The following is a 17,809-nucleotide window of genomic DNA, read 5'->3' as shown; positions in this document are numbered from 1 at the left end:
GATAAAAAATGAAGTATATGCTACTCAATTTGAAAAGCATGTGGCAAAGAAAATGGATCATAGTATTAATGATCGTTCAACTCATTGTATCATTTTGGGTCATCAATCATGCGCTGATCACAATCGAGACAATTCGTTATCAACAAAAACAACTATTTTCTGTTACGCATATGAAAGAAGAAACGACCATTCGATTGTTTATTCCAGATGGTGACGATAGTCAATGGTTTGTAGAGAGATTTCGCAAACTTGAAAAATTTATAAAAACAATACCAAATGTAAAGGGATACGGATCTTTTGAAGAAACGACGATTAGTCCACAAAACTTCGTAAATAAAAAACGATACATGCGAAAAAATGAACAATTGTATGCAAATACTCGTATGGAATCATATACAGATAGTACAAAAATTATATATTTCGACTATGACATATATCGTCTTTTTTCAAAGTTTCAATTAATGAAAGGAAGGGAACTAAGCAAAGAGGACTTTGAGAAAACAAACAAAGATGTGATTCCTATTTTAATAGGATATGATTATCACGATGTATTTCACATTGGAGATCGGTTTCAAGCTCTAGCTGGATTAGGAGAGAATGCGTTTTTTGTTACATACGAAGTCGTTGGGATATTGGAACAAGGGGCGAAATGGTTATCCGCCAATGATTATCTTATTGATCACGCGAATGAGCTAGATCGTTTTTTTGTCGCTCCATATTTTCCTGAGGAAAGAGATGGAAGACCGATGGATGTTGCAGTGCGGCTAAACAACCTATTTTTGCAGTTATCTGATAAGCGGGAGTTTTCATCTGTCGAGAAAACTATCGAACAGAAAGGGAAAGAGCTTGGTATTTATCCGACGTTAAAAACAATTTCCAATGAGATGAAAGAGTATAAAAATAATACAAAACAAAGCGCCCGATTTACTTTTATGGTTGGCTTGTTTTTCGTTGTTGTTACACTCATTGGGGTAATTTCTGTGATGATATCTTCTATCCAAGCACGTAAATACGATATTGGGGTCATGATGGTGACTGGGGCAAGCAAACGTGATATCAGGCGAATAGTTGTGATGGAATTGTTTTTACTTGTGATGACTTCAGCCATTATCGGTGTTGTGCTAAGTTATTGGACAGAATGGCAAGATACATTTTTTGAATATAACATTCGTTTGCAAGCGTTCACTTGGTCGTTGTACGTAAAAATTATGGTTGTTTCATGTTTTATAGTTTTGCTATCTTCATTTATTCCACTTTGGAACGTAAATAAATTAGTATTGCGCAATTTGGTGGAAGGGAGGGAATAAATAGATGTTCATTGAATTACAAAATGTAACAAAAATATATGGTAAGGATGAATACGCGACGAAGGCACTAAGTCAGGTAAGTCTACAAATTGAACGTGGAGAGTTTATTTCAATTATGGGACCTTCTGGATCGGGAAAATCGACTTTATTAAATATTATCGGATGTATGGATGTCCCGACAGAAGGAGTATATCGACTTGAAGGGGAAGATGTAACGAGATTAAATGACAGACAGCTAAGCGATATTCGCAATAAAAAGGTTAGCTTCATTTTCCAACAATTCGCATTAATGACAAACTTCACTGTATTTGAAAACGTTGAACTCCCATTATTAAAACGAAACATGTCAAAAAAGGAGCGACGCGAAAAAGTTGAATATTACTTAAACAAGCTTGGCATTTTTCATTTGCGACAAAAGAATGTTTCTAAGCTATCGGGGGGACAAAAACAACGTGTTGCCATTGCAAGGGCGATGGTAGCGGAAACGAACATCGTTTTAGCTGATGAACCGACAGGATCGCTTGATCGTCAAAATGGTGAGAAAGTAATGGAGCTCCTTCAACAAATGAACGAAGAGGGGAAATGTATCATTGTCATTACACATGATGAAAAAATAGCTTCTTATGCTAATCGGATGATTTATCTTAGTGATGGATGCATTCAGCTAGATAAGGGAAAGGGGTAGTGTGAATGAGCAAAAAGTTGTTGCTTTTGTTCGGCAGTCTTACGTTTATTGTTTTGTTAGGCATATTGTATTATACGTTCATATACAAAGAGACATTTGAATCATCCGCAGAAGGATTATTTTTACCTGAACAGTATGAGGAAAAATATCGTGTTTTCGAAGCAACCATTGAGGTGAATAAAATAAAGTACGAAAAGTTGCATATTGACCATCGCATTCAGCTCAAAGGCGGTAGTTTGATATATGAACTGTATGATCCAAAAGGAAATATCATCGATCGAGGAGAAGTCACGGCTACGCAACCGTTAAATAAGCAATTGAATATAACACCACAAAAAGGAGTATGGAGGGCGAAATATTACACAAACAAAGATACAGATGGAAAATATATACTCTTATTAAAAAGCATTGAATGAGACGGTCGCGCTTCGATGGTTGTTCTTTCGTAACTATTCATCCCGATAGTAGTATGTAAAGAAACCCAACACAAATAGGGCATCCCCGTAATAGAAAATGCCTTAAGTGGTAGAAAGAACACGATCGAGCGTTTCGCCTGTCAACAGAAGACATAACGAATCCCACACGTTTTTTTCGTGTTTCGTCAGTGTGGAAACGATGCTTCTTGTGATGCAAAAAGACTGGGCGAATGTTTCTTCGCGAAATGTACCCGAAATGTTCTCTTTGACTTTAACCATGCGAAGATCGCGTTCGGCTTGGTTGTTGTCAAAGGGAACATGCACTTCACGTAAGAAACGCAACGCTTCTTCCTTTCGTTTTTGAAGGCGTCGAACAAAAGCGAGTGCTTTTTTCGGAAGAGGCGTCGCCGTTTCCAATCGGTGTTGTGCTCTTTCTAGGATGCGATCATACACTCGTTCCCACCGTCTCGCTTCTTCTTCGGAAAGTGCACCGTGATGGGCTTCGACGGCTTGTTTGGCGGCTAACAGAAACGTCGTCATGCGCATCGCCCACGTATTCCCTTGTTCGATGAATCCTTTTAACTCACGCAAATGGTGGTCATGACAAAGGGCATGGGTGGCATGTGTGTATTTCGGATATGTACCGAACGCATCGTGCATCATCGTCCCTTCATATCGGGGAAGAATCCCGATATCATCGGTCGCTTTTTTTCCATGAGAAGCGTGAGGAGCCAAGTACGTATATTTCGATGTGCACGCGACATGCACCCATGCGAGTTTCCCCTTGATGCGCAAACTTGTTTCATCGACATGCAGGATGTTGGATTCAAGTAAGGCGTCTTCGATGATGTCCATATTTGATTCCAGCGATTCGCGTCCTCGTTTCACCATATTGGCAAGGGTTCCTGTACTAATCGAGTGTTGATATAACGCTTCGATTGTATCACTTAAACGCTTGTAAGGGATCAATTGGATATGATGTAAATAAACAGCGAGCGCCGTGAGCCGTGGACCGTATTGCACATGATTCGTGACATGGGATGGGAATTCGGCTTGTTGAACACATCGACAATGCGGACACGATTTCACTTCACGTTCATGTTGTGTCACCTCGATCGCCACAGGAGGGACATCAAACACTTGACGGATATCGACTTTGAACGGTTTGACTTCACGCAAAGAAGACCCACATCCTTGACACGTATGCACACGGTGGACGACACGATGATGTGGATGTTCCACTTGACGGAGCGTCGTTCCTTGATGTCCTTCTTGTCCGCCTGGCTTGTTGCCAGATGGTTGACGAGAAGAACGTGTGTTGGCAAAACGGTCAGAAGATGGGGGCAAATGGCTATTGGAGCTGTTTTTTTTCGTGCGTGCTTCCAGCTCTTGAACGCGATACTTCAGTTGTTCATTTTCTTTGCGTAGCTGTTTGTTTTCTTTCAACAGTTGCTCAATGACTTGTTGTTGGTGAGTAATGAGCTGCTTTTGTTGTTGGACTTTGCTGATTAAGCTTTCAACTGTAAATACAGCTTGTTGTACCGTCAACATGCGATTCACCTCCTTGTCTATCAATATTCACATCATGGACAGGAAAAGCAAAAAATATTCAGCTCACTTTATGATGTGGCTGAATAGTTACGTTCTTTCAATAGAAATATATTTGTTTAATAAACATGTATGGGAGGTACCTGTAAGAAACCTCTTTTTTTATTTTTAAAAATTTTATAGATAAAACTTTTTGCATATGTAGATTGTCCTTAATTATAGAAGATGATGCGCATCATCGAGTAAAAAGATTGGAGGAAGCTATAGTACTATGACGGGTGAAAGGAATGAGCAACATATCATTGATTTTATTATGCAAAATCAAGAGCGGTGTTATAGACTTGCGTACAGCTACGTACAAAACGAGCAAGATGCGCTTGACGTTGTACACGATTCAATAGTGAAAGCTCTTCGCTATTCAAAGACATTGAAAGATATCGGATCTCTAAAGACGTGGTTTTATAAAATTGTCGTTCATACATCACTCGATTACTTAAAAAAAAGAAAGAAAATGTACGTTTCTGATTGTAAAGTAGAAAAATGGTATTTGGTAGACTATTCCACTTCTCTGTGCGTCACGGAAGCGATATCTATGTTATCACCTATCGAACAAACAATTATCAAGCTACGATTTTTTGAAGATATGAGAATTGAAGATATTTCTGAAATTCTCGACATGAACAAAAGTACTGTAAAAACAAAACTGTATGCGGCTCTAAGAAAAATGAAAGGAAAGGTGAGCGAATCATATGAAACGGATAAATGATTGGAAAAATGAGTATGAGCGCATTTCGATTCCTCCACTATTGAATGAAACTGTAAATAAAGCTGTTTTGCTTCATCACAAAAAGCGCTCAAGAAAAAAGGTTGCTAAAATGTTTTTTTTATCAGCAGCAGCAATTGTTTTTTCATTTGTGGGAGCTGTCAACGCATCGCCTTCTATGGCAAAAGCGATGGTTAGAGAGCTGCCCATATTAAGAGATATTATTAAGGTAGTGACTTTCTATTCTATCCATTTCGAAAGTGATAATGAAAAATACGCTGTGCATATGAGTACACCACATATCGAAGGACTGGAAAACGAAAAGTTGTCAAATTTTTTGAATGAGAAGTACATATTGGAGAATAAACAATTATATGATCAGTTTATGAAAGAAATCGATGAAATAAGAAGGAGCAGTACACAAGTCAATCGGTCTCTTGATATGGGATATGAGATAAAAACAGATGATGATGGAATTTTATCTATTGCTAGATATGTAACTGAAGTAGCTGCTTCCGCGTCTACTAAGATGCGTTTCGATACCGTTGATAAAAGAAGAGAGATTTTAATTACTCTTCCTAGTTTATTCAAAAATGATGAATATGTGAATGTCATTAGCAGATATATTAAAAAGAAGATGATGGTAGATATGAAGGAGGATGAAAATAAAGTATACTGGATTGATCAATTTACAAATATAGATCCGAATCAATCGTTTTATATCAACAAAGACCGCAAACTTGTCATCGTATTTGATGAGTATACAATCGCTCCGGGATATATGGGTGTGCTAGAGTTTGTTGTCCCGACAGAGCTACTAAAGCACTTGCTGGTTAGCAACGAATATATCTACTAATGGAAGTGGTTTAGAGATGTGTCCCTTCTTTTTGTTTATGGTACACTAATAGGGGAAAGCGAGGGACGGATGGTGAAACAAACGAAGACGAATGCTGTGCGCATGCTCGATCGCGCACGTGTGCCATATGAATTGCTCACTTATGACTATGACGATGGGCAAATTGATGGGAGATCGGTTGCGAAAAAAATTGGACAACGTGAAGAGATTGTATATAAAACGCTTGTGACAAAAGGGACGAGCGGACAACTTTATGTGTTCGTCATCCCTGTCGCAGCGGAGTTGGATTTGAAGAAAGCGGCGGCTGTTGTCGGTGAAAAAAGCGTGCATATGTTGCCTGTGGCGGACATTGAAAAAATGACAGGGTATGTGCGTGGCGGTTGCTCGCCAATTGGGATGAAAAAACTATATGCCACATATGTCGACGAATCGGCGCTTTTGCACGAGCAAATCATTGTGAGCGCAGGGAAAATCGGCATGCAAATGAAACTTTCTGTTCAAGACTTATTAAAGTTGACAAATGGGAAAACCGCACATGTCATTAAAGTGTAGGAGGGTTGACGCATGCGAATGGCAAAAGAGGAAGAACAACAATGGTTAGCACAACGTATAGAAGAAGGATTGTTAACTGACGACAATCGCTTGCTTTGGGAAATGATTTTGCCAAGTCGCTTAAAGCGGATGTACGATGTGTTAAGCGAACGGACGAGGTACATTACCATTTTGACGGAAGCGGTAGACGACCCACACAATCAAGCAGCCGTGTTGCGTTCAGCGGAAGCGTTCGGTATTCAAGACGTTCATGTCGTCACCGGAACGGCTCCATTTGAACCGAATAAATGGGTGACGCGACATGCGGACAAATGGTTAACCGTGCATAAACATTCATCGATTGAGCGGGCAATTCACCATCTCCAACAAAACGGCTATCAAGTATATGCGAGTTATTTAGGAGAAGGAACAATTCCGCTTGAACAAATTGACGTAGCGAAGCCGACAGTGCTTTTGTTCGGAAATGAGCATCGTGGCGTATCAGAAGAGGCGCTTGCTTTGGCAGATGGAAAGTTCGTCATTCCGATGAATGGATTTGTGCAAAGTTTCAATATTTCCGTTGCAGCAGCTATTTCTCTTTACGATGTGACGAAGCGGGCGAAACAAGTGGTGAACGAGCGCTATCATCTGTCGCTAGCGGAAAAGAAAGAAATATATGAACATTGGATGAAGCTTTCACTTAGCCCACGACTAAGAAAAATGGTGGAAAGTCAAATGGGAGGACGCAATGATTAAAGCAGTTATTTTTGATTTAGATGGCGTCATTGCAGATACGGTTGAGCTATATTATATCGCGACAAAACGTGTCGCCGATGAAATCGGAGTGCCGTTTGATCGACAGCTCAATCAAAAGCTTCAAGGTATGAGCAGACAGGCGATGGTTGAGGCGCTTCTTGGAGAAAAGGCGCGTGAATGGTCGGAAGAAGAAAAGCGAGCCCTTGGCGACCGGCGCGGTCAATATTATCGTGTGTTGATCGAGCAATTGTCGCCGAGCGACGTGTTGCCGGGAATGTGGGATCTTCTTTGCGACATTCAGCGCGACGGCGTCCCGATGGCGCTCGCATCGTCAAGTTCAAATGCAAGTGTAGTTGTTGAGCGGCTTGGTGTGCGTTCATTTTTCGACGTCATCGTCGACGTAAAAACAATTACGCGCATGAAGCCCGATCCAGAAATCTTTTTAACGGCCGCTAAACATCTTTATGTCGATCCGCGCTTTTGTGTTGCCATTGAAGATGGTGAGGCAGGAATGAAAGCGATTAAGCAAACAAATATGTTTTCCGTCGGTATCGGGAATCATTTAGCATCTTTATCTCCAGACTGGCTCGTGCAACAGACAACACAATTGACGTGGGACGAGTTAAAAAAACGGTTTATGCAAAAAGCTGGTCAATGACGACCAGCTTATTTTACGCCTAATATTTGTTTTGCTTTTTCAACACTTTCTTCTGATGGTGTCGGGATGCCTTCAAGCGGATACGTCAGTCCGAGCGCTTTCCATTTGTATACACCTAGTTGATGATATGGGAGCACTTCAATTTTTTCGACGTTGTCTAATGTGCGAATGAATGCAGCTAAGCGACGTAAATCTTCTTCATCGTCTGTGACGGTTGGAACGAGCACATGACGAATCCAAACGGGTACGTTTCGCTCTGATAGTAGGCGCGCAAACGCTAAAATATGTTCATTCGTTTTTCCTGTTAGTTTACGATGTTTTTTTTCATCGATATGTTTTAAATCTAGCAAAATTAAATCCGTATACTTCAGCAACTCATCTAGCTTTCGTTGGAACGTTTCTTCCTCGGTATAACAGCCGCCTGAAGAATCAATCGTTGTATGAATGCCAAGCTCTTTACATCGTTTAAATAATTCAATGAGAAAATCGATTTGTAAAAGCGGTTCGCCACCGCTGACCGTTATTCCACCACCGGATGCTTGCATAAAAGGCAAGTATGTTTGGGCATCAGCGATGATTTCATCGACGGACATTTGCTTTCCTTTGCCAATTTCCCACGTATCTGCGTTGTGGCAATATTGACAACGCAATAAACAGCCTTGGGTGAAAATGACATAACGAATGCCAGGACCATCAACTGTTCCGCACGATTCAATCGAATGAATAAATCCGTTCATGATGTTTGCCTCCTAGGTAGAAAGCTCCCACGCATCGTGGGAGCTTCCGCGTCACATTGTTTCATGGAACGTCCGATTAATGACATCAATTTGTTGTTCACGTGTTAATTTAATAAAGTTCACCGCATAACCTGATACGCGAATCGTTAGTTGCGGATATTTTTCAGGATGTTCCATCGCATCGAGCAACGTTTCGCGGTTAAAGACGTTGATGTTCAAATGGTGACCGCGTTTTTTAGCATATCCGTCTAAAATTGCCACAAGGTTTTGAACGCGTGTTGCATCATCTTTACCGAGTGCTTTTGGCACGATTGAGAACGTGTTTGAAATGCCATCTAATGCATATTCATACGGTAATTTTGCGACAGAGCTTAACGACGCAAGCGCACCTTTTGTGTCGCGGCCGTGCAACGGGTTAGCGCCAGGTGCAAACGGTTCGCCTGCGCGACGGCCGTCAGGTGTATTTCCTGTCTTTTTCCCATAGACGACGTTTGACGTGATTGTTAAGATCGATGTTGTATGTTTTGAATCGCGATACGTTTTATGTTTGCGCAATTTTGTCATAAAGCGCTCAACAATATCGACTGCAATTGAATCGACGCGATCATCGTTGTTTCCATATTTCGGGAAGTCGCCTTCAATTTCAAAGTCGACCGCTAAGCCATTTTCGTCGCGAATCGTTTTTACTTTTGCATATTTAATTGCGCTAAGTGAGTCAGCGACGACAGAAAGACCAGCAATTCCCGTTGCCATCGTGCGCATGACGTTTGTATCATGAAGCGCCATTTCAATGCGCTCATAACAATATTTATCGTGCATGTAGTGGATGACGTTTAACGTATTAATGTACAACTCAGCTAGCCATTCCATGACGTTGTCAAATTTGCGCATCACTTCATCGTAATCTAAGTATTCAGATGTGATTGGCGCAAATTCTGGACCGATTTGCACTTTTAATTTTTCATCTACGCCGCCATTAATCGCATATAATAATGCTTTCGCAAGGTTTGCGCGCGCGCCGAAAAATTGCATTTGTTTACCGATGCGCATCGCGGATACGCAGCACGCAATGCCGTAGTCATCGCCGAACTCAGGGCGCATTAAATCGTCATTTTCATATTGGATAGAGCTTGTTTGAATCGACATTTTCGCGCAATATTTTTTGAACGCTTCTGGTAATTTTGTCGACCAAAGAACCGTTAAGTTTGGTTCTGGCGCTGGACCTAAGTTATCAAGCGTATGCAAGAAGCGGAATGAGTTTTTCGTCACAAGCGGACGGCCGTCAATCGCGACACCGCCGATCGACTCGGTTACCCACGTTGGGTCGCCGCTAAATAGCTCATTATATTCTGGTGTTCGCGCGAATTTGACGAGGCGTAACTTCATAACGAAATGGTCAACGAGCTCTTGTGCTTCCCGTTCTGTTAATGTCCCTTCTTGCAAGTCGCGTTCGATATAAATATCTAAAAACGTAGAAACGCGACCTAAACTCATTGCTGCACCGTTTTGTTCTTTAATCGCCGCAAGATAAGCGAAATATAACCATTGGAACGCTTCGTGTGCGTTGCGCGCCGGCTTTGAAATATCGTAGCCGTAGCTTGCCGCCATTTCTTTTAGTTCTTGGAGGGCGCGAATTTGCTCTGCTAGTTCTTCGCGGAGACGAATAATGTCTTCGCTCATTGTACGCGCACCTGTATTTCGTAAGTCTTTTTTCTTTTCTTCAATTAAACGATCAACGCCGTATAAAGCAACGCGGCGATAGTCTCCGATAATGCGGCCGCGTCCATAGGCGTCAGGAAGCCCTGTAATGATGCCTGCTTTGCGCGCCGCTTTCATTTCGTCCGTATACACGTCAAATACGCCTTGGTTATGCGTTTTACGATATTGAGTAAAAATTTTCTTTACGTCATCGCTCACTTCATATCCGTAAGCTTCGCACGCCTGCTCCGCCATGCGAATGCCACCAAATGGCATAAGTGCCCGTTTAAACGGTTCGTCTGTTTGAAAACCGACAACTTTTTCAAGTTCTTTATTTAAATAGCCAGGTCCGTGCGATGTAATGGTCGATACGATTTCCGTATCCATATTGAGAACGCCGCCTTTTTCGCGTTCAAGTTTTGAAAGTTTCATCACTTGTTCCCAAAGTGTTTTTGTCGCTTCAGTTGGACCTTGTAAAAACGATTCATCCCCTGTGTAAACGGTTACGTTATTTAAAATAAAATCGCGAACGTCAATTTCTTTTTTCCACTTATCGCCTTTGAACGTTCTCCAAGCGTCCATTAAAGCTTCGTTCACAGTAAGTAGCGCCATCATAATCTCCTCCCAATCATTATCATTAAGGAATAGTACCCCCTATATAAAGAATACTACTTCTTTACAAAGATGGAGGGATGAAATGATGACAAATTTGTGAAATGTTGATCAAAAACATTTTCTAAAATAAATATTTTTCAAAAAATTATTTTTATAAAATTTGTTGCATAAAAAATAAAAAGCTGATAATATGTGAAACATGAAGAACATAGCATGTTTATACAAAGATACTCATTGTTTTACAGCAAATAGTAAGGGGGAGTAACAATGATAAAAAAAGGAATGATTGCAACACTTGTTTTTATACTTATGTTCGCGCTTGTCGGATGCGGCGGTTCGACAGAAAAGACGACATCAAAGGAACAGAAAAAGAAAATTACCGTTGTGACAAATCCATCATTTGCGCCGTTTGAGTACATGGATAAAGGAGAAATTGTCGGTTTTGATATTGATTTATTAAAAGCGGTAATGGACGAGGCTGGACTAGAATATGAATTAAAAGGCATCGGTTGGGATCCGTTATTTGCAGCCATTCAAGGAAAAACAGCGGATATGGCCGTTTCCGGTATTACGATCAACGATGATCGGAAAAAAACATACGACTTCTCTATTCCGTACTTTGAATCGACACATATGATTCTTGTCAAAGAAGGAAGTTCGATTAAAAGCGCGAAAGATTTACAAGGAAAAGTAGTCGGTGTGCAAAACGGGACAACAGGACAAGAAGCGGTTGAAAAAATTTTAGGAAAAGAGAATAAAAATATTAAAAAGTTCGAGGATACAGTCGTCGCAATTATGGACTTATTAAACGGCGGTGTGGAAGCTGTTGTGACGGACAATGCTGTCGCAAACGAATATATAAAAAATAATCCAGATGCAAAAATCGTGGCATTTGAAGATCCAGATCATTTTGAATCCGAATTTTACGGTTTTATGTTCCCGAAAGGTAGCGAACTCAAACAAAAAGTAGACGAAGCGTTGAAAAAAGTCATTGAAAATGGCACGTATACAGAAATTTATAAAAAGTGGTTTGGCACAGAGCCGAATATTGAATCATTACAACAACAGCAATAACATGGATGTAAAAGTTGCGTAACTGTCCCCGGTTACGCAACTTTTTCAAAGGGAAAGGTGAGACATATGGATTTTCGTTTTGATATTGTAGTTGAATATGCGCCGTTCTTTCTTAAAGGGGTATTGTGGACGATCGGCCTATCATTAGTCGGTATCGTCTTTGGTACGGTGCTCGGGTTAGTGATTGGGCTTGGAAAAATGGTTCAAAACCGCTTCATTCGTCTTCCGTTTGATTGGTACGTTCATTTTTTCCGTGGCACGCCATTATTTGTACAAATTTTACTTATTCATTTCGGTGTGATGCCTATTTTTACCTCTCAACCGAATCCTCTCGTATCAGGAGCGATTTCCTTATCTTTAAATGCCGCTGCGTATATCGCAGAAATTTTTCGGGCCGGCATTCAATCGATCGATCGTGGTCAAATGGAAGCAGCTCGCTCGCTCGGTATGACACATGTACAAGCGATGCGTTACATCATTTTACCGCAAGCGATTAAGCGAATGATTCCGCCGCTTGGCAACGAATTTGTCGTTCTTATTAAAGATTCATCACTTGCAGCAATTATTGCGGCACCTGAGCTTATGTATTGGGGACGAGCGATGCAAGGGCAATATTATCGCGTTTGGGAGCCTTACTTAACTGTTGCCCTTATTTATTTAATTCTCACTCTTTCGCTAAGCAAGTTGCTACACTGGTTAGAAAGAAGGTATGATGCATGATTCAAGTGACCAACTTAAAAAAATCGTACGGATCGCTACATGTGTTAAAAGGAATTGACGTGCATATTCGTGAAAAAGAAGTTGTCGTTGTCATTGGTCCTTCCGGTTCAGGAAAATCGACATTTTTACGTTGTTTAAACATGCTTGAAGATTTCGATGAAGGCGATATTATCATCGATGGATTTCGTTTAAAAGATCCGAAAACGGATTTAAATAAAGTGCGCGAAGAAGTAGGAATGGTATTTCAACGATTCAATTTATTTCCGCATATGACGGTGCTGGATAACATCACACTCGCCCCGATGAAAGTGCGCAAATGGCCAAAGGAAAAAGCGGAAGAAAAAGCGCTACAATTGCTTGCGAAAGTCGGTTTACAAGATAAGGCGAACGTATATCCAGATTCATTATCAGGTGGACAGGCACAGCGTGTCGCGATCGCTCGTGCGCTTGCGATGGAGCCGAAGGTGATGTTATTTGACGAGCCGACGTCTGCGCTCGATCCCGAAATGGTCGGGGAAGTGCTTGCCGTCATGAAACAACTAGCAAAAGAAGGAATGACGATGGTCGTCGTGACACATGAAATGGGATTTGCTCGTGAAGTTGGGGATCGTGTGCTCTTCATGGACGGTGGAGTGATCGTAGAAGAAGGAACGCCACAACAAATTTTTGATGCGCCACAACATGAGCGAACGAAGTCGTTTTTATCCAAAGTGTTATAGGAAAAAGGTGTCCAGTTTGTCAAGACACCTTTTGTTTTTTTATGCTAATAGTTGCTTTTCCAAAGCTACTTCGACCGGAACGTAATCGTAACCGAGGTCGCGTGCGACTGCTTCGTATGTGATTTCTCCGTTTGCGACGTTTACACCGAGGCGTAATGCCGGGTTGTCCGCAACAGCTTTTTGCACGCCCTTGTTTGCAATTTGTAGTGCGTACGGCATTGTGACGTTTGTCAATGCGAGTGTAGAGGTGCGTGGAACCGCCCCTGGCATGTTCGCGACTGCATAGTGAACGACGCCGTGCTTCACGTATGTTGGGTTGTCGTGTGTTGTCACATGGTCGCTCGTTTCCGCAATGCCACCTTGGTCGATCGCTACGTCAACGATGACAGAGCCTGGTTGCATCGCTTTTACCATTTCTTCTGTCACAAGTTTTGGCGCTTTCGCCCCAGGAATTAATACGGCACCGATCACAAGGTCGGACTCGGCGACAGCTTGCGCGATGTTCATTGGATTAGACATAAGCGTATTAATTTGGCTTCCGAAAATATCATCAAGTTCACGTAAACGTTCGGCGCTTAAGTCGATAATTGTTACGTTTGCGCCTAAGCCGATCGCAACTTTCGCAGCGTTTGTTCCAACGACACCACCGCCGATAATCGTTACTTTTCCACGACTAACGCCAGGAACGCCTGAAAGAAGAATTCCTTTTCCGCCTTTTGGTTTTTCAAGGAATTGTGCACCGATTTGTGCTGCCATGCGTCCTGCTACTTCGCTCATCGGTGTTAAAAGTGGCAACGTACGACCAACTTGTACTGTTTCATAAGCGATCGCAATGACACCCTTTTCTTTCAATGCACGTGCCAACTCTGGCTCAGCAGCAAGATGTAAGTATGTGAATAGCACTAATCCTGGACGGAAATACTCGTATTCGCTCGGTAGCGGCTCTTTTACTTTCATAACCATATCCGCTTGCGCCCAAACGTCTGCAGCGCGCTCAATGATTTGTGCCCCTGCATTCACATATGCTTCATTTGTAAAACCGCTTCCAACTCCTGCATCTTTCTCAATGATAACAGTATGTCCATTGCTGACAAATGACATAACGCCAGCAGGTGTAATGGCAACACGATTTTCGTTATTTTTAATTTCCTTTGGAACACCAATAATCATAAGCTGTTTCCCCTTTCATGTTGTCTTTTTGTATTATCTACAGTATAAACGGTTTTTATCATTTGTTGTTTGTTAAGAAGGGAGAAAGAAAAAACGAGCTTTTGTGGATTTCCACAAAAGCTATGTTGTCCGATATTTGTCTAATTTCATATCGATATATAGTTTCACTTTTTCGCTCATGTTCCCTAGGTCGATGTTTCCGATTTCATTGATTCGCTTCAGACGGTAAGCGAGCGTATTCGGGTGAATATTGAGCGTTTTCGCCGTTTCGTTGACGTTGCTGTCACAGTCGAGATACGTTTCGATCGTCTCAACTAAGTTTGTATGATGCTGTGCATCGTATTGTTTCAGCTTTTCGAGTGCTGCGTTGTGGAAATCCCCATGTCGTTTTTTCTCAAAAAGTAAATCAAAAAATTGATACATGCCTAGATGTTGATAACTTTGAATATTCGCAAGTTGATGAGGAAAGGCGCGTTTCATTTTCAATACCGTTTGCGCTTCTTCGTAGCTTTTAGCAATTTTTGTATAGCATTCATATACATTTCCGAATGCTCCCATCATAATGTCAACGCGAAATCGTTCTTTCATTTGCGTCATAAATGAACGGAAAAATCGTTCAATATGTACTTCTCCATAGACGTTCGAACTTGGCGCAACGAGCACAATTAACCGCTGATGATCAATCGTATAAAGCGGAATAGCGAGTTGTTGCGTCGTTTTTAATAAGTAATCAATTTGCCGCTCTACTTGCGTTTGAATGTGTTGTTGAAATTGAAAAATGCCGACAGAAAAAAACGGATACACATGTACGTTTAGTTGATGGCATTGTTCAACGATGTCATGGGAAGATGAAAAATGTCCGGTGAGTAGTTTCCAAAAAAACTCTTGAATGCGCTCTTCTTTTTTATGTTTGCGAATTTGTAATTGCAACAATAAATTTTTTGCTGCTTTCGCTGCTTGTTTTAACAAATCAAACTGATGTTCTGTCCACGGCTCATTCATTTCAATTGCCCAAATAAATCCGAGCACCTCTTTATTTTTCCAAGTCGAGATAGCGATGCGATTGCCTAGCCCTACTTCTGAAATTTCGGCGACACGAACAGGCTCCTCACTTTGTAAAAGTTTTGGAATCACCCCTTCGCGCCATAAACTATTAATGACGCGCTCGGGCACACGACGATGAATGATGGTCGCTGTACGGGCGGGATCGGTATAATGCTCATGTCCACTGTAAGCAATTAAGCGATGGTTTGCATCTTCAATCGTAATCGGACATTGCAATAACTCGCTCACACGATCGGCAAACTCCTCTAAACTTTCAAAATGAGTGGCAAAAGGGTTCACAAACATCCACTCCGTTTCGTATGTTGTTTTACGATCATTGTAGCACGTTTTATTTTTGTGCGTTGCATTTGCATAATTAAACGTATTACGATGGAATGGGAGGGATGATGATGAAGCAAGGAGTTATTAGTCTTGGTGAAGCGTTAATTGATTTTATTCCGCTCGATGCAACAAATCGGGTTTACCAAAAAAGTCCTGGTGGGGCGCCAGCGAATGTCGCGGTCGGTGTTGCACGGCTCGGTGTTCCAGCGACGTTTTTAGGGAAAGTTGGTCGCGATGTATTAGGCGTTTTTCTAAAAGAAACGCTTGATGCATATGGAGTGAATACATCTTTCCTTCAATTTAGTGATGATGTTCGCACAGGTGTCGTTTTTGTAACGTTAGCTGAAAACGGAGAACGAAGCTTTGATTTTTACATTAATCCGAGTGCCGATCGCTTTTTAAGCGAAAAGGAAGTGGATGAGTCGTTATTTTTGACGCATCGCATTTTCCATTTTGGTTCTATTTCACTTATTAGCGAACCAGCACGAAGCGCGACAAAGCGGGCTGTTATGTTAGCTAAAGAAAATGGAATGATCGTCTCGTATGACCCGAATTTACGTCTCGGTCTGTGGGAAAACGAACAACAAGCTCGCGAAATGATTATATCTATGTTAACTGAAGCGGACGTATTGAAAATTTCCGAAGAGGAATTGACATTTATTACAGGGGAAGAAGATATTCAAAAAGGTGTAGATGCCCTTGCTTCCTACAACATTCCACTTATTGTCGTCACGCTAGGAGAAAACGGAAGTTATGCGTTCACGAGGGAAGGATCGGTATTTACCCCAGCGCTTAAAGTAGAGGCGGTGGATACGACAGGGGCAGGAGATGCGTTTGTTTCCGGTATGCTTTATTGCTTGCATGAGCAAGAAGGGGCGATCGACGACTTGTCGCTTGCGGAAGTTGAACAAATGGCGCGTTTTGCGAGTGTTTCAGGGGCGCTAGCTGCATCAACAAAAGGGGCGATGACAGCTTTACCGACGCGTGATGAAGTCGAACGAATTTTACGAGAAGGTTGGTCGAAATAATAGAAATTATGTTAAAACTTTTGCTTGTCAAATGATCAACTGCTTTCGTATGATGAAAGAAAAGGGAGTATTCCTTCAAATATGGAAGGTTGCTCCTTTTTCATTCAATGACAAAAGGTGATGAAGCGATGGAGCAAGATAAGTTAAAAAAAGTAGTGGAAGCAGCGAAATTGTATTATTTACTAGACTACAATCAAAACGATATTGCGAAAAAGCTTGGCGTATCGCGGCCGACGGTGTCACGTTTACTACAACAAGCAAAAGAAGAAGGAATTGTAGAAATTAAAATTAATGATCCTGCCGAAGATATTCAACAGCTAGCAACACAACTTGAACAAAAGTTCAATTTAAAAAAAGCAATTGTTGTATCCGTTCCTGAACATCAAGATGGCATTATTAAAAAATATTTAGGGAAAGAGGCGGCTGAATATTTACGTTCGATTGTAAAAGACGGAGATGTCATCGGCGTCACATGGGGGACGACGCTGTATCATGTTGCGTTACAGCTTAAACATAAGCATGTGAAAGACGTCAAAGTCGTTCAATTAAAAGGTGGCGTCAGCTTGTCGGAAACGAATACGTTCGCTTCTGATATTTTACATTTGTTTGGAAGCGCATTCAATGCAACGGTACATCACTTGCCTCTCCCGGCCATCGTCGATCATGTCGTTGTTAAGCAGGCAATGGAGGCAGATCGCCATATTCGCAAAATTCTCGATCTCGGTCGACAAGCGAATATTGCTGTATTTACGATTGGATCAATTAAATCGGAGTCGCTATTGTTCCAGCTTGGTTATTTTACAGAAGAAGATTTGCAAACGATTTATTCAAAAGCAGTCGGTGACATTTGTTCACGCTTTTTTGATCAAAACGGAAAGCTATGCAGCGAGGAGTTAAATGCCCGCACGCTTGGCATTGAGTTAGAAGAGTTGAAAAATAAGGAATACTCGATTGTGATTGCGGGAGGTATTCATAAAGTGGCAGGCATATACGGAGCATTGAAAGGAAAATATGCAAACGTATTAGTAACAGATCAATTTACTGCCGAATGTTTGTTAGAAAAAGAATAAAAAACGACAAACGGGGGAAAAGAAGAAAGCCCCCTTTATTTATGCAAAGAAGGAAGAAAGATGGAGCAAAAA

General features: G+C 41.4%; 18 protein-coding genes. 13 read left to right on the top strand and 5 right to left on the bottom strand.

Annotation, left to right across the window (positions count from 1 at the left end; translation table 11 throughout):
* Positions 1-8 precede the first annotated feature (8 nt).
* Genes NST18_RS14725 through NST18_RS14715 form a run of 3 tightly spaced genes read left to right on the top strand, consistent with a single transcriptional unit; the run spans position 9 to position 2,408 of the window.
* The gene (locus NST18_RS14725) at positions 9-1,307 is read left to right on the top strand and encodes an ABC transporter permease (protein WP_035019039.1); all 1,299 of its coding nucleotides are present in this window, start codon (positions 9-11) and stop codon (positions 1,305-1,307) included.
* A gap of 4 nt (positions 1,308-1,311) precedes the next feature.
* Positions 1,312-1,992, top strand: a complete 681-nt coding sequence (locus tag NST18_RS14720; RefSeq protein ID WP_004893179.1) for an ABC transporter ATP-binding protein — start codon at positions 1,312-1,314, stop codon at positions 1,990-1,992.
* A 5-nt stretch (positions 1,993-1,997) separates the two neighbouring features.
* On the top strand, positions 1,998-2,408 hold the full coding sequence (locus NST18_RS14715) for a hypothetical protein (protein ID WP_064214270.1): 411 nt from the start codon (positions 1,998-2,000) through the stop codon (positions 2,406-2,408).
* 102 nt (positions 2,409-2,510) lie between these two features.
* Here the strand turns inward: NST18_RS14715 and tnpC are convergent, their stop codons facing one another.
* Positions 2,511-3,959, bottom strand: coding sequence for an IS66 family transposase (tnpC, locus tag NST18_RS14710; protein ID WP_340721604.1), 1,449 nt, complete (start codon positions 3,957-3,959; stop codon positions 2,511-2,513).
* A gap of 268 nt (positions 3,960-4,227) precedes the next feature.
* On the opposite strand from tnpC, the gene NST18_RS14705 reads away from it, so the two are divergent.
* From NST18_RS14705 to pgmB, 5 genes are all read left to right on the top strand, one after another.
* Positions 4,228-4,722, top strand: a complete 495-nt coding sequence (locus NST18_RS14705) for an RNA polymerase sigma factor (RefSeq protein ID WP_004893176.1) — start codon at positions 4,228-4,230, stop codon at positions 4,720-4,722.
* Positions 4,706-5,575 carry a DUF3298 and DUF4163 domain-containing protein gene (locus tag NST18_RS14700; RefSeq protein ID WP_004893175.1) on the top strand — a complete coding sequence of 290 codons (870 nt, stop codon included), beginning with the start codon at positions 4,706-4,708 and terminating at the stop codon, positions 5,573-5,575. The genes NST18_RS14705 and NST18_RS14700 overlap by 17 nt, the downstream gene beginning before the upstream one ends.
* A 69-nt stretch (positions 5,576-5,644) precedes the next feature.
* On the top strand, positions 5,645-6,127 hold the full coding sequence (gene ybaK / locus NST18_RS14695; RefSeq protein WP_035019037.1) for a Cys-tRNA(Pro) deacylase: 483 nt from the start codon (positions 5,645-5,647) through the stop codon (positions 6,125-6,127).
* A gap of 18 nt (positions 6,128-6,145) precedes the next feature.
* A complete protein-coding gene (locus NST18_RS14690; RefSeq protein WP_004893170.1) occupies positions 6,146-6,862 on the top strand; it encodes a TrmH family RNA methyltransferase in 717 nt (238 codons plus the stop codon).
* Entirely contained in the window at positions 6,855-7,520 is a 666-nt protein-coding gene (pgmB, locus tag NST18_RS14685; protein ID WP_004893169.1) for a beta-phosphoglucomutase, read from the top strand. Before NST18_RS14690 ends, pgmB begins: the two co-directional genes overlap by 8 nt.
* An 8-nt stretch (positions 7,521-7,528) precedes the next feature.
* Here pgmB and pflA read toward each other — a convergent pair whose 3' ends face one another.
* Positions 7,529-8,257 (bottom strand): pyruvate formate-lyase-activating protein, encoded by a 729-nt coding sequence (gene pflA / locus NST18_RS14680; RefSeq protein WP_004893168.1) that lies wholly within the window; start codon positions 8,255-8,257, stop codon positions 7,529-7,531.
* A 51-nt stretch (positions 8,258-8,308) separates the two neighbouring features.
* Entirely contained in the window at positions 8,309-10,537 is a 2,229-nt protein-coding gene (gene pflB, locus NST18_RS14675) for a formate C-acetyltransferase (protein ID WP_413432318.1), read from the bottom strand.
* Between the two features lie 300 nt (positions 10,538-10,837).
* Here pflB and NST18_RS14670 point away from each other — a divergent pair, with 300 nt between their 5' ends.
* The 3 genes from NST18_RS14670 (at position 10,838) to NST18_RS14660 (ending at position 13,083) form a co-directional block, all read left to right on the top strand.
* A complete protein-coding gene (locus NST18_RS14670; RefSeq protein ID WP_004893166.1) occupies positions 10,838-11,644 on the top strand; it encodes a basic amino acid ABC transporter substrate-binding protein in 807 nt (268 codons plus the stop codon).
* 66 nt (positions 11,645-11,710) lie between these two features.
* Positions 11,711-12,364, top strand: a complete 654-nt coding sequence (locus NST18_RS14665; RefSeq protein ID WP_004893165.1) for an amino acid ABC transporter permease — start codon at positions 11,711-11,713, stop codon at positions 12,362-12,364.
* Complete coding sequence (locus NST18_RS14660; RefSeq protein ID WP_004893164.1) at positions 12,361-13,083, top strand: amino acid ABC transporter ATP-binding protein; 723 nt, start codon at positions 12,361-12,363, stop codon at positions 13,081-13,083. Before NST18_RS14665 ends, NST18_RS14660 begins: the two co-directional genes overlap by 4 nt.
* 39 nt (positions 13,084-13,122) lie before the next feature.
* Here the strand turns inward: NST18_RS14660 and ald are convergent, their stop codons facing one another.
* A complete protein-coding gene (ald, locus tag NST18_RS14655; RefSeq protein ID WP_088223573.1) occupies positions 13,123-14,253 on the bottom strand; it encodes an alanine dehydrogenase in 1,131 nt (376 codons plus the stop codon).
* 120 nt (positions 14,254-14,373) lie between these two features.
* Positions 14,374-15,603: a PucR family transcriptional regulator gene (locus NST18_RS14650; RefSeq protein ID WP_340721603.1), complete on the bottom strand. Its 1,230-nt coding sequence runs from the start codon at positions 15,601-15,603 to the stop codon at positions 14,374-14,376.
* Between the two features lie 98 nt (positions 15,604-15,701).
* Between NST18_RS14650 and NST18_RS14645 the strand changes: the two genes are divergently transcribed.
* Positions 15,702-16,667: an aminoimidazole riboside kinase gene (locus tag NST18_RS14645; RefSeq protein WP_035019035.1), complete on the top strand. Its 966-nt coding sequence runs from the start codon at positions 15,702-15,704 to the stop codon at positions 16,665-16,667.
* Between the two features lie 128 nt (positions 16,668-16,795).
* Positions 16,796-17,737 carry a sugar-binding transcriptional regulator gene (locus NST18_RS14640; RefSeq protein WP_004893156.1) on the top strand — a complete coding sequence of 314 codons (942 nt, stop codon included), beginning with the start codon at positions 16,796-16,798 and terminating at the stop codon, positions 17,735-17,737.
* Positions 17,738-17,809 lie beyond the last annotated feature (72 nt).

Source organism: Anoxybacillus sp. FSL W8-0104 (assembly GCF_038004465.1).
GTDB classification, from domain to species: Bacteria; Bacillota; Bacilli; order Bacillales; family Anoxybacillaceae; genus Anoxybacillus; species Anoxybacillus flavithermus_G.
The sequence above is the reverse complement of the archived record's forward strand: the minus strand, read 5'-3'. Positions and strand labels throughout refer to the sequence as shown.

What these genes read in the sequence shown, in the direction of transcription:
- NST18_RS14720 (WP_004893179.1), top strand. Translation starts at nt 1,312, where the DNA reads ATGTTCATTGAATTACAAAATGTAACAAAAATATATGGTAAGGATGAA.
- pflA (WP_004893168.1), bottom strand. Translation starts at nt 8,257, where the DNA reads ATGAACGGATTTATTCATTCGATTGAATCGTGCGGAACAGTTGATGGT.
- NST18_RS14650 (WP_340721603.1), bottom strand. Translation starts at nt 15,603, where the DNA reads ATGTTTGTGAACCCTTTTGCCACTCATTTTGAAAGTTTAGAGGAGTTT.
- NST18_RS14665 (WP_004893165.1), top strand. Translation starts at nt 11,711, where the DNA reads ATGGATTTTCGTTTTGATATTGTAGTTGAATATGCGCCGTTCTTTCTT.
- NST18_RS14705 (WP_004893176.1), top strand. Translation starts at nt 4,228, where the DNA reads ATGACGGGTGAAAGGAATGAGCAACATATCATTGATTTTATTATGCAA.
- ald (WP_088223573.1), bottom strand. Translation starts at nt 14,253, where the DNA reads ATGATTATTGGTGTTCCAAAGGAAATTAAAAATAACGAAAATCGTGTT.
- tnpC (WP_340721604.1), bottom strand. Translation starts at nt 3,959, where the DNA reads ATGTTGACGGTACAACAAGCTGTATTTACAGTTGAAAGCTTAATCAGC.
- NST18_RS14725 (WP_035019039.1), top strand. Translation starts at nt 9, where the DNA reads ATGAAGTATATGCTACTCAATTTGAAAAGCATGTGGCAAAGAAAATGG.
- NST18_RS14715 (WP_064214270.1), top strand. Translation starts at nt 1,998, where the DNA reads ATGAGCAAAAAGTTGTTGCTTTTGTTCGGCAGTCTTACGTTTATTGTT.
- NST18_RS14645 (WP_035019035.1), top strand. Translation starts at nt 15,702, where the DNA reads ATGATGATGAAGCAAGGAGTTATTAGTCTTGGTGAAGCGTTAATTGAT.
- ybaK (WP_035019037.1), top strand. Translation starts at nt 5,645, where the DNA reads ATGGTGAAACAAACGAAGACGAATGCTGTGCGCATGCTCGATCGCGCA.
- NST18_RS14660 (WP_004893164.1), top strand. Translation starts at nt 12,361, where the DNA reads ATGATTCAAGTGACCAACTTAAAAAAATCGTACGGATCGCTACATGTG.
- pgmB (WP_004893169.1), top strand. Translation starts at nt 6,855, where the DNA reads ATGATTAAAGCAGTTATTTTTGATTTAGATGGCGTCATTGCAGATACG.
- pflB (WP_413432318.1), bottom strand. Translation starts at nt 10,537, where the DNA reads ATGGACGCTTGGAGAACGTTCAAAGGCGATAAGTGGAAAAAAGAAATT.
- NST18_RS14700 (WP_004893175.1), top strand. Translation starts at nt 4,706, where the DNA reads ATGAAACGGATAAATGATTGGAAAAATGAGTATGAGCGCATTTCGATT.
- NST18_RS14640 (WP_004893156.1), top strand. Translation starts at nt 16,796, where the DNA reads ATGGAGCAAGATAAGTTAAAAAAAGTAGTGGAAGCAGCGAAATTGTAT.
- NST18_RS14690 (WP_004893170.1), top strand. Translation starts at nt 6,146, where the DNA reads ATGGCAAAAGAGGAAGAACAACAATGGTTAGCACAACGTATAGAAGAA.
- NST18_RS14670 (WP_004893166.1), top strand. Translation starts at nt 10,838, where the DNA reads ATGATAAAAAAAGGAATGATTGCAACACTTGTTTTTATACTTATGTTC.